Genomic DNA, 14,473 nt, shown 5'->3' on the forward strand with positions numbered 1-14,473 from the left:
CCGCCATGTGCGAGACACTCGATCTTTCAGTGCGACCCCTACCAACGGCTTACTGCCATGACCGACAAACAATCTGAATTCAAACCCGCCACGCTCAACGACTGGGCCAAGGCCGCCGCCAAGTCTGCCCCGGGCGGAAATGTCGGTGCGCTGAACTGGCAAACGCCGGATGGTATTAGCGTCAAACCGCTCTACACCGCCGAAGACCTGCAGGGTCTGCCGCACACCAACACGCTACCGGGGTTCGAGCCCTTCATCCGCGGGCCGCAGGCCACCATGTACGCGGTGCGGCCGTGGACGATCCGCCAGTACGCCGGCTTTTCCACCGCCGAAGAATCCAACGCCTTCTACCGCAAGGCGCTGGCCGCCGGCGGGCAGGGCGTGAGCGTGGCGTTTGACCTGGCCACCCACCGCGGCTACGACAGCGACCACCCGCGCGTGACCGGCGACGTCGGCAAGGCCGGTGTGGCCATCGACAGCGTCGAGGACATGAAGATCCTCTTCGACCAGATCCCGCTGGACAAGGTCAGTGTGTCCATGACGATGAACGGCGCGGTGCTGCCGGTGCTGGCGGGCTATGTGGTGGCCGCCGAAGAGCAGGGTGTGCCGCAGGCGCAGCTGAGCGGAACCATACAGAACGACATCCTCAAGGAGTTCATGGTCCGCAACACCTACATCTACCCGCCCGCGCCCAGTATCCGCATCATCGGCGACATCATCGAGTACACGGCAAAGAATATGCCGAAGTTCAACTCGATCTCGATCTCGGGTTACCACATGCAGGAGGCTGGCGCCAACCAGGCGCTGGAACTGGCCTTCACGTTGGCCGACGGCAAGGAGTACGTGAAGACCGCGCTGGGAAAGGACCTGGATGTGGACGACTTCGCCGGCCGCCTGAGCTTCTTCTGGGCGATTGGCATGAACTTCTACCTCGAAGTCGCCAAGATGCGCGCCGCGCGCCTGCTGTGGTGCCGCATCATGAAGGGCTTCAACGCGAAGAGCCCCAAGTCGCTGATGCTCCGCACGCACTGCCAGACCTCCGGCTGGAGCCTGACCGAGCAGGACCCGTACAACAACATCGTGCGCACCACCATCGAAGCGATGGCGGCGGTGTTTGGCGGCACGCAGAGCTTGCACACCAACAGCTTTGACGAAGCGATTGCACTGCCCACCGAGTTTTCGTCGCGCATCGCCCGCAACACCCAGCTCATCATCCAGGAAGAAACCCACATCACCAATGTGGTGGACCCGTGGGCTGGCAGCTACATGATGGAAAAACTCACCCAGGACATGGCCGACGCCGCCTGGGCCATCATTGAAGAAGTCGAAGCCATGGGCGGCATGACCAAGGCGGTAGACAGCGGCTGGGCCAAGCTCAAGATCGAAGCCGCCGCCGCCGAGAAGCAGGCGCGCATCGATAGCGGCAAGGACGTGATTGTTGGCGTCAACAAGTACAAGCTCCAGACCGAAGACGCGGTGGATGCCCGCGACATCGACAACGTCGCGGTGCGCGAGGGCCAGATCGCCCGCCTGAAAGTCATCAAGGCCCAGCGCGACAGCGCAGCCGTGCAAGCTGCACTCGACGCACTGACCGCCGCCGCAGAAAAGGGCGACGGTAATCTGCTCGACCTGAGCATCAAGGCCATCCGCTTGCGTGCCACGGTGGGCGAGGTGAGCGATGCGCTGGAAGAAGTTTACGGGCGCCATCGCGCCGATACACAAAAGGTGACCGGTGTGTACGCAGCAGCCTATGACTCGGCCGAAGGCTGGGAAAACCTCAAGACCGAGATCAACGCCTTCGCCGAAGCCCATGGCCGCCGACCGCGCGTGATGATCTCCAAGCTCGGCCAGGACGGCCACGACCGAGGCGCCAAGGTGGTGGCCACGGCCTTTGCCGATCTGGGCTTTGACGTGGACATGGGCCCGTTGTTCCAGACCCCCGAAGAATGTGCCCGCCAGGCCATCGAGAACGATGTGCATGCGGTTGGCGTTTCAACACTGGCTGCCGGCCACAAGACGCTGGTGCCAGCCATCATTGAAGAGCTGAAAAAGCAGGGCGCCGACGACATCATCGTGTTCGTCGGCGGCGTGATTCCACGGCAGGACTACGAGATGCTGTACGAGGCCGGCGTGAAGGGCATCTACGGCCCGGGTACGCCAATTCCTGCCAGCGCCAAGGATGTGCTGGAGCAGATCAAGGCTGCGCTGAAGTGACTTCCGGGGTCTTGATCGGTGATGTGCGCAGCAGCGACCCCGCTGCGCAACGCCGCGCCATCGCCAAAGCCATCACCCTGCTCGAATCCACCCGCGCCGACCATCGGGCGCAGGGCGACGAGTTGCTCACTGCCTTGCTTCCGCACACTGGCCAGTCGTTTCGCATCGGTATCAGCGGCGTGCCTGGTGTCGGCAAGTCCACCTTCATCGAGGTGCTGGGTCTTCATTTGATCGCGCAGGGGCATCGCGTCGCGGTACTCACCATCGATCCATCGTCCAGCGTGTCGGGCGGCTCCATCCTGGGTGACAAGACGCGGATGGAACGGCTGTCGGTCCACGAGCGTGCCTACATCCGCCCAAGCCCCAGCAGCGGCACGCTCGGTGGCGTAGCGGAAAAGACTCGCGAGGCCATGCTGGTCTGCGAAGCGGCGGGTTACGACATCGTCATCGTCGAAACCGTCGGCGTGGGCCAGAGTGAAACTGCGGTGGCTAACATGACCGACATGTTCGTGTTGATGCAACTGCCCAATGCCGGCGACGACCTGCAGGCCATCAAGAAGGGCGTGATGGAGCTGGCCGATCTGGTGCTGATCAACAAGGCCGATCTGGACGCCGACGCCGCGATGCGGGCCGAAGCGCAGATCACCTCGGCGATGCGCCTGTTTGGTCTTGTCAACAACGCCATGGGTAAGGAACAGGCGGCCACCTTTAACCAGCACTGGCACCCGCGGGTGCTGCAGCTCAGCGCGCTGCACAACAAGGGCGTTGATGCCTTCTGGGCCGCCGTGACGCAGTTTCGTGACCTGCAGAACCGTGACGGTCGCCTCGCTGAGCGCCGGCGCCAGCAGTCGCTCGCGTGGATGTGGGAGCGGATTGATGCGGGGCTGAAACAGGCTTTTCGGCATGACCCCGCCGTCAGCGCATTGCTACCCGCCATCACCACGCAAGTGGCCAACGGCAGTCTGCCAGCCTCGACCGCAGCGCGGCAGTTGCTGCGGGCTCAGCTGAAACAAGGCGCCTGAGTGACGCCATCGACAGTGCGATTCAGAAATATCTAGCAACGGGAAATACAGTATGCAAGACATCCTTGAACAACTCGAAAAAAAGCGCGCCGCAGCACGCTTGGGCGGCGGGCAGAAGCGCATCGACGCGCAGCACGGCAAGGGCAAGCTGACGGCGCGCGAGCGGCTGGAACTGTTGCTCGACGAGGGCACATTCGAAGAGTGGGACATGTTTGTCGAGCACCGCTGCACCGACTTCGGTATGGAAAATAACAAGGTGCCTGGCGACGGCGTGGTCACCGGCTACGGCATGATCAACGGGCGCCTTGTGTTTGTGTTCAGCCAGGACTTCACCGTGTTTGGCGGTGCACTCAGCGAGGCCCACGCCGAAAAGATCTGCAAGGTGATGGACCAGGCCATGAAAGTCGGCGCGCCAGTGATCGGCCTCAATGACTCGGGCGGTGCCCGCATTCAGGAAGGCGTGGCATCGCTGGGCGGCTACGCCGATGTGTTTCAGCGCAACGTGATGGCCAGCGGCGTGATTCCGCAGATCAGCCTGATCATGGGGCCCAGTGCGGGCGGCGCTGTGTACTCGCCGGCCATGACCGATTTCATCTTCATGGTCAAGGACAGTTCCTACATGTTCGTCACCGGCCCCGAGGTGGTGAAGACGGTCACGCATGAAGAGGTGAGTGCGGAGGAATTGGGCGGTGCCATCACCCACACCACCAAGAGCGGCGTGGCCGATCTGGCGTTTGAGAACGACGTCGAGGCACTGCTGATGCTGCGCCGTCTCTACAACTACCTGCCCCTGAACAACCGCGAGAAGGCGCCGGTGCGACCCAGTGCAGACCCGGCCGGGCGCATGGACCTGAGCCTGGACACCCTGGTTCCAGAAAATCCGAACAAGCCCTACGATATGAAGGAGCTGATCGTCAAAACTGTGGACGACGGCGACTTCTTCGAGATCCAGCCTGAGTACGCCAAGAACATCATCATCGGCTTTGCCCGCATGGAAGGCCAGTCGGTCGGCATCGTGGCCAATCAGCCACTGGTGCTGGCGGGTTGCCTCGACATCAAGAGCTCCATCAAGGCGGCGCGCTTTGTGCGGTTTTGTGATGCCTTCAACATTCCGGTGATCACCTTTGTCGATGTGCCCGGCTTCATGCCCGGTACCAGCCAGGAATACGGCGGCATCATCAAGCACGGTGCGAAGCTGCTGTATGCCTATGCTGAGTGCACGGTCCCCAAGATCACCGTCATCACCCGAAAGGCCTACGGCGGTGCCTACGACGTGATGGCTTCCAAGCACCTGCGCGGCGATGTCAACTTCGCCTGGCCCAATGCCGAGATCGCGGTGATGGGTGCCAAGGGCGCGGTGGAAATCATCTTCCGCGAAGACAAGGGCGACCCAGCGAAACTGGCAGCCAAGGAAGCGGAGTACAAGGCGCGCTTTGCCAACCCATTTGTGGCCGGCGCGCGTGGCTTCATCGACGACGTGATTCTGCCGCACGAAACCCGCAGGCGCATCTGCCGCTCGCTGGTGATGCTGAAAGACAAGAAGCTTGAGAACCCGTGGCGCAAGCACGGCAACATTCCGCTGTGAGGCTTTAAGACCATGGCGAACTGGGGAGCATGGCTGGACGCACGGCTGAGCGCTGGCGCTGTCAGGCGCGCGCGATCGGCTGCATTGGCGTCGTCTGAAACGACTGCGGCCTTGCCCACGCGCTGGGTGGATACCGCGCAGGCCAGCATCCGGGTGTTTGATTCGGGCGGTGACAAGCCCTGCATCGTGCTGTCGCCCGACGGTCCCAACGTGATCGAGCACTACCGTGAGCTCATCGCCTTGCTGGCGCCTCACTACCGGGTGGTGTGCTTTGACATGCCCGGCTTCGGGTTTTCCGGCCCGGCAAGCGCCTATGACCACAGCCTGCAGCGTGGCGCCAGCGCCATACTGGAGTTGTTTGACCAGCTCGGTATCGTCAAGGCCACGCTGGCCCTCAGTTGTGCCAACGGCTTCTACGCCATTCGCGTTGCGCAGATCGCGCCGCAGCGCGTTGAGCGGCTGTTGCTGTCGCAGACCCCGTCACTCGAAGCCATGCGGCGCTGGACTGACCGCGTGGTTCCTGGGGTGTTGAAAGTGCCTGTGCTCGGCCAGTTGCTCAGCCGCGTGTTCCGCCAGAAGATGGCCGCAGCGTGGTACCGCATTGCGTTGCCCAAAGCCACGCCAGCAGAGCCATTCCACCGTGTTTCCAGCCACGCGCTGCGGTGCGGTGGGTGCTTCAGCCTCGCCGGTGTGGTGCAGGGTCTGCTGCGGGAGCCAGCCGATGCGGCACGCCTGCAGGGCATTCCCTGCAGCGTGTTGTGGGGCACGCAGGACCGCTCGCACCGCTTCACCCAGCCGCTGGCGATTCTGGACGATGTGCCTCATGCCCGCGTGACGGTGCTGGAAGACTGCGGGCATTTTCCCGACCTCGAAAACCCGAAGCGGTTTGTTCAAACCATTCTGCAAGGCGACCTTGTTGATTCCCGATAGGAGATAGCGAATGTTCACCAAAATTCTGATTGCCAATCGGGGGGAGATAGCCTGTCGCGTCATCCTCACCGCCCGCAGGATGGGCATCCAGACGGTTGCGGTGTATTCCGACGCCGACAAGGACGCGCGCAATGTGGAGCTGGCCGACGAGGCCGTGCACATTGGCCCTGCGCCCAGCCGCGAAAGCTACCTGCAGGCCGAGAAGATCATCGCCGCCTGCAAGCAGACCGGTGCGCAGGCGGTGCACCCAGGCTACGGTTTTCTGAGTGAAAACGCCGACTTTGCCAAGCGCGTGGAGGAGGCGGGCATCACCTTCATCGGCCCCAAGCACTATTCGATTGCCGCCATGGGCGACAAGATCGAATCGAAGAAGCTCGCGGGCACGGCTGGTGTGAACTGCATTCCCGGCGTCAACGATGCGATTGAAACCGCCGAAAAAGCGGTGGAGATTGCCAAAGGCATCGGCTACCCGGTGATGATTAAGGCCAGTGCCGGCGGTGGTGGCAAGGGCCTGCGGGTGGCCTACAACGATAAGGAGGCACTCGAAGGCTTCACCAGTTGCCGCAACGAGGCACGCAACAGCTTTGGTGATGACCGGGTCTTCATCGAGAAGTTCGTCGAGGAGCCGCGGCATATCGAGATCCAGCTGATCGGTGACAGTCACGGCAATGTGATCTACCTCAACGAGCGCGAATGCTCCATCCAGCGGCGCCACCAGAAGGTGATCGAGGAAGCGCCGTCGCCCTTTATCAGCGACGCGACGCGCAAGGCCATGGGTGAGCAGGCGGTGGCGCTGGCCAAGGCGGTGAAGTACCAGAGCGCAGGCACGGTCGAGTTTGTGGTCGGCAAGGACCAGAGCTTTTATTTTCTGGAGATGAACACCCGCCTGCAGGTGGAGCACCCGGTGACCGAGTGCATCACTGGTCTGGACCTGGTGGAGCTGATGATCCGCGTTGCTGCGGGTGAGAAGCTGCCGCTGGCGCAGAAGGACGTGCAGCGTAACGGCTGGGCCATTGAGTGCCGTATCAATGCGGAAGACCCGTTCCGCAACTTCCTGCCCTCAACGGGCCGACTGGTGCGATTTCAACCGCCACACCAGACCATGTTTGCGGCCGACCCGGCCACGTTAATGGGCGTGCGAGTGGACACGGGCGTGCAGGATGGCGGCGAGATTCCGATGTTTTACGACTCGATGATTGCCAAGCTCATTGTGCACGGCAAGGACCGGCTGGACGCGATTGCCAAAATGCGCGAGGCGCTCAATGCCTTCGTGATTCGCGGCATCAGCAGCAACATCCCGTTCCAGTCGGCGCTGCTGGCGCACCCGAAGTTTGTCGCCGGTGACTTCAACACCGGCTTCATCGCCGAAAACTACAGCAAGGGCTTCCATGCGGAGGACGTGCCGCACGACGATCCCTCGTTCCTGGTGGCGCTGGCAGCCTATGTGAACCGGCGTCTGCTGGGTCGTGCAGCCGGCATCAGCGGCCAGTTGCCCGGGCACGGCGTGACGGTGGGGGAGGCATTTGTCGTGGTTGGTCTTGGCGCCACGGGCCAAAACTCGTCGCAGTCGGCCGTGGTGCGTGACTATGTGGCCGAGTCGGGCTCCAGCGCGGTCGAGACCGGCAGCAAGCGGTACGAGATCTGCAGCAACTGGCACCTGGGTGGCGCGCGCATTCGGGGCACGGTGAACGGCCAGCCCTTTGCGGCGCAGGTGGAGCGGGGCGTGGGCCGCAACCCCTTGGCCATTCGTGTCGCGCACAACGGCACGCGGCTCGATGCATTGGTGCTGTCGCCACGTGCGGCTGAACTGCATGCGCTGATGCCGTTCAAGGCGCTACCCGACATGAGCCGCTATGTGCTGTCACCCATGCCTGGTCTGCTGGTCGATGTGGCGGTGCAGGTGGGGCAGAAGGTGCAGGCCGGCGAGCGCGTCGCCGTGATTGAAGCGATGAAGATGGAAAATGTGCTGTTCGCAGCGGCTGACGGTGTGGTTGGCAAGGTACTGGCCACCAAGGGCGAGTCGCTCAGCGTGGACCAGCCGATCATCGAGTTTGCATGAACCATTGTGAGGACTGCCATGAAACAGGATGAATTTGAATCCATGCTCAAGGCCGAGGGCTACACCACCATCACGCCCATTGATCGGGCTGTGGGGTATGCCCTTGGCGAGCACGACCACCCCTTCGACGCCTGCGCACTGATCACCCGGGGCGACATCACGCTGACTGTCAACGGCGTGGCCACCACCTACGCGGCAGGTGACATCTTTCGTTTGCCAGCGCGGACCCTGCACCTGGAAAGTGCCGGGCCAGCAGGCGTCAGCTACATCTCTGGCCGTCGCGAGGTAGCAGCAACATGACCCGTCCATTCAAGGTGCTGGGCATTCAGCAAATCGCCATCGGCGCAACCGACAAGCAGCGCCTGCGCACCCTGTGGGTCGATATGCTGGGGCTCGACGTCACCGGCAACTTTGTCAGCGAGCGCGAGAACGTGGATGAAGACATCTGTGCCATCGGCAGCGGCCCGTTCAAGGTCGAGGTCGATCTGATGCAGCCGCTGGACATCGACAAGAAACCCGCTGTGCACACCACACCGCTCAACCATGTGGGCCTGTGGATTGACGACCTGCCCAAGGCGGTGGAATGGCTTACCGCGCAGGGCGTGCGGTTTGCGCCGGGTGGCATTCGCAAAGGCGCCGCCGGTTTTGACATCTGCTTCATGCACCCCAAGGCCAGTGATGAGTTCCCCATCGCCGGTGAGGGCGTGCTGATCGAGATGGTGCAGGCGCCGCCCGAGGTCATCCGGGCCTTTGCCGCGCTGGGTTGATTTCATTCCCCTGACTTGCTTCGCTCTTCGCTGAAAGAGCGCACACTGCATCACACACCTCGTTTTCAACAATGACTGTCTGGAGCAACCCTTCATGGATTTGAGCCGTTTCCCCCGCCGCCGTTATTCACAAGGCGCCACACCCCTGGAATTCATGCCGCATTTCACCGACGCCCTGCGCGCCTCGTGCCCGTCTGGCAAGGGCCCCCGCGTGTGGATCAAGCGTGACGACATGCTGGGCCTCACGCCCGGCGGCAACAAGACGCGCAAGCTGGAGTTTCTGGTGGCCGATGCGCTGGCACAGGGTGCTGACACGCTGATCACCTGTGGCGCGCCGCAGTCCAACCATTGCCGCGCCACGCTGTGTGCTGCGATCAAGGAGGGCCTGAAGTGCCGCTTTGTGATCGAGGAGCGGGTGCCGAACAGCTACGCCGAAGGCGCCAGTGGCAACAACTTCCTGTTCCGGCTGCTGGCAGTGGAAGCCATCACGGTGGTGCCTGCGGGCACACCGATGATGGATGCCATGCAGAAGGTGGCCGCTGATCTGTCTGCGCAGGGCCGCAAGGGCTATATCGTGCCCGGTGGCGGATCCAATGCGTTGGGCGGATTGGGCTATGTGGCCTGCGCGCAGGAGCTGCAGCAGCAGATGTTTGAGCAAGGCGTGCAGATCGATCGCGTCGTGGTCGGCTCGGGCAGCTCGGGCACGCATGGTGGCTTGCTGGCGGGCTTTCTGGGCAACCACATCCACATTCCCATCGTGGGCATCGGTGTGAGCCGGGACCCGGCCGACCAGGATCCGCTGGTGCACAAGGAGGCGCAGGCCGTGATGGATCTGCTGGGCGTGAAGATCACCGTGCCACGCGAGGCGGTGCTGAGCTTTGGCAACTGGTGGCGACCCAAGTACTCGGTGCCCAACCAGGCCATGGTTGAGGCGGTGCAGATACTGGCCCGCACCGAAGCCATCCTGCTCGACCCGGTCTACACCGGCAAGATCATGGCAGGGTTGATCGGTCTGGCGCGACAGGGCTATTTCAAGCCTGACGAGAACGTGCTGTTCATCCACACCGGTGGCGCGCCCTCGCTGCATGCCTATGAGCCGGAAGTGCTGGGCTTGAAAGAGCTGCCGGCCTGAGATGGCCTTGAGACGGCGTTGAGACGGCGTTGAGGCAGCGCTGTCTCAGTGCAGTCTCATTGCCTCATGCCTTGGGCGTGCGCTGGGCTCGGGCCCGTGCCAGCGCGGCCTCGATCACGGCCCGCTTGCGGTCAGCGACTGCAGGGTCGCCCTCTGCGCGTGCGGGCAGGGCGGTGGTGGTCTCTTGCGGTGCAGTCTTGGCAGAGGCCTCGGTTTTTTTCGGAACCGCATCTTTCGCCCTGCTGGTTCTTGCCACGTGAACCTGGTAGCGGCCAAGTGCGGTGTGGGCCTGTGCTTCAGACCAGGCCGCCCAGTCAGTGGCCGTACCTGAAACGTTTTCGAGTGTGATGCAGTCCACCGGGCAGACCGGGATGCACAGTTCGCAGCCGGTGCAATGCGGCTCGATCACGGTGTGCATCATCTTGTTGCTGCCGAGGATGGCATCGGTCGGGCACGCCTTGATGCACAGCGTGCAACCGATGCACCACGATTCATCAATCACCGCCACGCTGCGGGGGCCCTCGGTGCCATGAACCGGGTTCAGCGGGATAACCGGCTGGCCGGTGAGGGCTGCCAGTCGTACTATGCCTTCGGCGCCGCCTGGTGGACACTGGTTGATGGCCGCGCCTTCGTTGGCCATGGCGTGTGCGTAGGCGGCGCAATCGGGGTAGCCACAGCGCGTGCACTGCGTTTGCGGAAGCGCGGCATGGAGCCGCTCCGCAAGGGATGGAGAGGGGGAGGGCAGGGTTGCGGGCGGAGCGGGCGGTTTCACCCGCCTATTGTCCAGCCTTCAAGCCTGGCCTGCCGCTTCCGGCCCGTCCCCTTCGATCCGTTACTTAGCCGCAGATGCTTTGCGGGTGACTTTGGCTGGTGCCTTGGCAACCGGTTTGGCGGCCGGCAGCGCCTTTTTGGCTGGCTTCGCAGCAGCCTTTTTGGTCACAGCCTGGGCGGGCGTGGCCTTGGCCACTGGAAGCGATGCCGAGTGGTGCCACAGGATGAAGTCCTTCACTGCGGGATACACCAGATCGCGCCAGCGGCGACCACTGAAGATACCGTAATGGCCGGCACCCATGGCTTCAAAGTGCTGCTTGTTCTGGGGCTGTACGCCACTGCACATGGCCAGCGCGGCCTTGGTTTGTCCGGAGCCGGAAATGTCGTCCAGCTCGCCCTCGACCGTCATCACGGCGGTGTGCTTGATGTCGGCTGGCTTGACGCGTTCCACGGTGCCGTCTGGTGCCGTCACATCCCAGGTGCCGTTGACCAGCTTGAACTCCTGGAACACGGTGCGGATGGTTTCGAGGTAGTAATCGGCATCCATGTCGAGCACGGCGTTGTACTCGTCATAGAACTTGCGGTGCGCCTCGGCGCTGGCGTCATCGCCCTTGAGCAGGTCCTTGAAGTAGTCGTAGTGGCTGGTGGCGTGGCGGTCGGGGTTCATCGCCACAAAGCCGGTGTGCTGCAGGAAGCCGGGATACACGCGGCGCCCGGCGCCCGGGAAGTTGCTCGGCACGCGGTAGATCACATTGTTCTCGAACCACTCGAAGCTCTTGTTCATGGCCAGGTTGTTCACGGCCGTGGGCGACTTGCGCGCATCGATCGGGCCGCCCATCATGATCATCGACAGCGGCGTGGTCTCGCCGCGCGACGCCATCAGCGAGATGGCGCCGAACACCGGCACGGTGGGCTGGCAGACGCTGATGACATGGCAGTTGCCGTACTGCCCCTGCAGGTGGCGGATGAATTCCTGCACGTAGTTGACGTAGTCGTCGAGGTGGAAGGTGCCTTCGGACAGCGGCACCATGCGGGCGTTTTTCCAGTCGGTGATGTAGACCTTGTGGTCTTTCAGCATGGCCTTGACGGTGTCGCGCAGTAAGGTGGCGTAGTGGCCGGAAAGCGGCGCCACGATCAGCACCGCAGGCTGGCTTTTCAGGCGCGTGAGGGTGGCCGGGTCGTCAGAAAAACGCTTGAAGCGGCGCAGCTCGCAAAAGGGCTTGTCGATTTCCACCCGCTCATGAATGGCGATGCTGGTGCCCTCGATGTCAATCGTGGTCAGGCCAAAGGCTGGCTTTTCGTAATCCTTACCCAGGCGGTAAATCAGGCTGTAGCCGGCGGCCACGCGTTGTGCGAATGGGGCTTGCGCCAGCGGGGAGTGCGGATTGCCATACAACTTCGCAGCGGCCTGTGCGAAGTCCACAAACGGCTCCATCAGGGTGCGCTGGGTTTCATAGACTTGATAAAGCATGGTCGGTTTTCCGGGTGTGGGAGCAGAGTGAAGTCGTCAGCTCACATTGTAATTGTTGCACTGCACCATATTAACAGGCTTGTGTACGGTTGATTTGGGTGTGAATACCAATTCTGAACCCCTCGGCCCCGTCGCGCCAGCAGGAAATGTTCAGATTTGGTGCATCAAGCGCCCGATACAGGATGTTGCGGCCCGCAACCTGGAGTGGTGGGCCTCTTGCCATCGGCCGGGTTTACCATGGCTGCACCTCACTTTGTTGCAACGCCATGATTCCAGCCCAGTCCCTCGCCACACTCGATACCGTGGTTTCCCTCAAAAAATCCGACCGTATGCCGGTTTTGTTCCTCGGGCACGGCAGCCCGATGAACGCCATCGGCGACAACGCGTACCTGCGCAGCTGGCAGGCGCTGGGCGCGGAGTTTGGCAGCAAGGTGCCGCGGCCGCAGCTGATCCTGTGCATTTCCGCGCACTGGCTGACCGAGGGCTGGTGGCTCACCGGCATGGCGCAGCCCAAGACCATCCATGATTTTGGCGGCTTCCCGCAAGAGCTGTTTGACCAGCAGTACCCGGCTCCGGGTGACATGGCAGCGGCCCAGGCCATCAGCCAGGCCGTACGGCAGCGCGCTTCTGCCCCCTTGGGGCTCGACATGACCGAGTGGGGGCTGGACCACGGCAGCTGGGCGGTGCTCAAGCCCATGTTCCCCGAGGCCGACATTCCGGTGATCCAGCTGAGCATGGATTACAGCCGCGCGCCGGAAGACCACTATGCGCTGGCCCGGCAGCTCAAGGCCCTGAGGCAGCGCGGCGTGCTGGTGGTGGGCAGCGGCAACATCGTGCACAACCTGCCGCAGATGCAGCGCGGTGCGGCAGCCCATCAGGCCTACGACTGGGCGCTGGAGTTTGACCAGATCACCGGCGGCCTTGTGCAGCAGGGCAACCTCGATGCGCTGCAGAACTTCCTCAAGCTCGGACAGGTCGCCAAAATGGCCCACCCGACGCATGAGCACTACCTGCCGCTGCTGTACGCCGCCGGTGCGGCAGATGCTGGCGAGCCGATGCGGTTTTTCAACACCAGCTTTCAGGGCGGCTCCATTTCCATGCGTTCTGTCGTGTGGGGCTGAGGCACGCGGACTGCAGAGGCCCAGAAACGACAACGCCGCCCGGGGGCGGCGTTTTGCTTAGCTGAACCCGGATCAGATCACCTTGGCAATCGCAGCGCAAACGTAGTCGATGTTCTTGCTGTTGAGCGCGGCCACGCACATGCGGCCGGTGTCGGTGCCATAGACGCCGAACTCGCTGCGCAGGCGCACCATCTGCTCTTTGGAGAGGCCCGAGTAGCTGAACATGCCGATCTGCGTGGTGATGAAGCTCATGTCTTCCTTCACGCCAGCCGCTTTCAGACCGTCAACGAGTTTCTGGCGCATGGCCTTGATGCGCACGCGCATTTCGGCGAGTTCCTCTTCCCACTGGGCACGCAGGGCCGGTGTGTTGAGCACCGTGGCCACCACGGTAGCGCCGTGGATCTGTGGGTTGCTGTAGTTGGTGCGGATCACCAGCTTGATCTGCGACAGCACGCGCTCGGCTTCGTCCTTGCTGGCGCACACGACTGACAGGGCGCCAACGCGTTCGCCGTACAGGCTGAAGCTCTTAGAGAATGAGGTCGAGACGAAGAAGCTGAGGCCGGCGGCCACGAACTTGCCAATCACGGCGCCGTCTTCGGCAATGCCGTGGCCGAAGCCCTGATACGCCATGTCGAGGAAAGGCGTGAGTTCCTTGCTCTTGATAGTGGCGATGACCTGGTCCCACTGCGCCGGCGTGATGTCGTAGCCGGTCGGGTTGTGGCAGCAGGCGTGCAGCACGACGATGGTGCCCTTGGCCGCAGCGTTCAGCGCGGCCAGCATGCCGTCAAAGTTGATGCCGCGCTTGGCAGCGTCGTAGTAGGGGTAGCTTTCCACCTGGAAGCCGGCTTGCAGGAAGAGGGCGCGGTGGTTTTCCCAGCTCGGGTCGCTGATCAGCACCTTGGCGTTAGGGTTCAGCTTCTTGAGGAAGTCGGCGCCGATCTTGATGCCGCCAGTGCCGCCAATGCCCTGTGCGGTGGCCACACGGCCGCCTTTCACGGGCTCGCTGTCGGCGCCAAACACCAGTGCCTTGACGGCCGAGTCATAGGCCGCAATGCCGTCAATCGGCAGGTAGCCGCGCGGCTTGGGCGATTCCATCATCTGCTTTTCAGCGGCCTGCACGCACTTGAGCAGGGGGAGTTTGCCGTTGTCGTCGTAATACACACCCACACCGAGGTTGACCTTGGCCGGGTTGGTGTCGGCGTTGAATTGTTCGTTCAGACCCAGGATCGGGTCGCGAGGGGCCATTTCGACGGCGGTAAACAAAGACATGAAAAATCCTCAGAAATGAAAAACTCGAAACATCCGACCGGGCTCAACAACCACCGGTGCAAAGGCGAATGACGCTTGACCGTCAGCAGACAGGGTGATCGCGCAGCCCGGGTTCCAAAGGGCTGCGGAATG

Annotated in this window: 12 protein-coding genes; 9 read left to right on the forward strand and 3 right to left on the reverse strand. The window is 62.7% G+C overall.

The window, feature by feature from the left end:
- Positions 1-57: 57 nt before the first annotated feature.
- The 8 genes from scpA to AAG793_RS01905 all read left to right on the forward strand — a co-directional run bounded on the left by scpA (position 58) and on the right by AAG793_RS01905 (position 9,709).
- Positions 58-2,214, forward strand: coding sequence for a methylmalonyl-CoA mutase (gene scpA / locus AAG793_RS01870; RefSeq protein ID WP_341903239.1), 2,157 nt, complete (start codon positions 58-60; stop codon positions 2,212-2,214).
- Complete coding sequence (gene meaB, locus AAG793_RS01875; protein WP_341903243.1) at positions 2,211-3,236, forward strand: methylmalonyl Co-A mutase-associated GTPase MeaB; 1,026 nt, start codon at positions 2,211-2,213, stop codon at positions 3,234-3,236. The genes scpA and meaB overlap by 4 nt, the downstream gene beginning before the upstream one ends.
- 52 nt (positions 3,237-3,288) lie before the next feature.
- Positions 3,289-4,821, forward strand: coding sequence for an acyl-CoA carboxylase subunit beta (locus tag AAG793_RS01880; RefSeq protein WP_341903248.1), 1,533 nt, complete (start codon positions 3,289-3,291; stop codon positions 4,819-4,821).
- Between the two features lie 12 nt (positions 4,822-4,833).
- Positions 4,834-5,751 carry an alpha/beta hydrolase gene (locus AAG793_RS01885; protein WP_341903252.1) on the forward strand — a complete coding sequence of 306 codons (918 nt, stop codon included), beginning with the start codon at positions 4,834-4,836 and terminating at the stop codon, positions 5,749-5,751.
- Between the two features lie 10 nt (positions 5,752-5,761).
- Positions 5,762-7,810 carry an acetyl/propionyl/methylcrotonyl-CoA carboxylase subunit alpha gene (locus AAG793_RS01890; protein WP_341903256.1) on the forward strand — a complete coding sequence of 683 codons (2,049 nt, stop codon included), beginning with the start codon at positions 5,762-5,764 and terminating at the stop codon, positions 7,808-7,810.
- Between the two features lie 18 nt (positions 7,811-7,828).
- Positions 7,829-8,110 carry a cupin domain-containing protein gene (locus tag AAG793_RS01895; RefSeq protein WP_341903259.1) on the forward strand — a complete coding sequence of 94 codons (282 nt, stop codon included), beginning with the start codon at positions 7,829-7,831 and terminating at the stop codon, positions 8,108-8,110.
- Positions 8,107-8,577, forward strand: coding sequence for a VOC family protein (locus AAG793_RS01900; protein WP_341903262.1), 471 nt, complete (start codon positions 8,107-8,109; stop codon positions 8,575-8,577). The genes AAG793_RS01895 and AAG793_RS01900 overlap by 4 nt, the downstream gene beginning before the upstream one ends.
- A 94-nt stretch (positions 8,578-8,671) precedes the next feature.
- Positions 8,672-9,709 (forward strand): D-cysteine desulfhydrase, encoded by a 1,038-nt coding sequence (locus AAG793_RS01905; RefSeq protein WP_341903266.1) that lies wholly within the window; start codon positions 8,672-8,674, stop codon positions 9,707-9,709.
- Positions 9,710-9,773: 64 nt separating this feature from the next.
- On the opposite strand, the gene rsxB is transcribed toward AAG793_RS01905, so the two are convergent.
- Complete coding sequence (rsxB, locus tag AAG793_RS01910) at positions 9,774-10,454, reverse strand: electron transport complex subunit RsxB (RefSeq protein WP_341905353.1); 681 nt, start codon at positions 10,452-10,454, stop codon at positions 9,774-9,776.
- An 87-nt stretch (positions 10,455-10,541) separates the two neighbouring features.
- Entirely contained in the window at positions 10,542-11,951 is a 1,410-nt protein-coding gene (gene phaZ, locus AAG793_RS01915; protein WP_341903270.1) for a polyhydroxyalkanoate depolymerase, read from the reverse strand.
- Between the two features lie 266 nt (positions 11,952-12,217).
- Here phaZ and ygiD point away from each other — a divergent pair, with 266 nt between their 5' ends.
- On the forward strand, positions 12,218-13,072 hold the full coding sequence (gene ygiD / locus AAG793_RS01920; protein ID WP_341903272.1) for a 4,5-DOPA dioxygenase extradiol: 855 nt from the start codon (positions 12,218-12,220) through the stop codon (positions 13,070-13,072).
- A 72-nt stretch (positions 13,073-13,144) separates the two neighbouring features.
- Here ygiD and AAG793_RS01925 read toward each other — a convergent pair whose 3' ends face one another.
- Positions 13,145-14,341 carry an amino acid aminotransferase gene (locus AAG793_RS01925; RefSeq protein ID WP_341903275.1) on the reverse strand — a complete coding sequence of 399 codons (1,197 nt, stop codon included), beginning with the start codon at positions 14,339-14,341 and terminating at the stop codon, positions 13,145-13,147.
- Positions 14,342-14,473 lie beyond the last annotated feature (132 nt).

Origin of the sequence: Polaromonas sp. YR568 (genome assembly GCF_943372955.1) — a bacterium.
GTDB lineage: Bacteria > Pseudomonadota > Gammaproteobacteria > Burkholderiales > Burkholderiaceae_C > Polaromonas.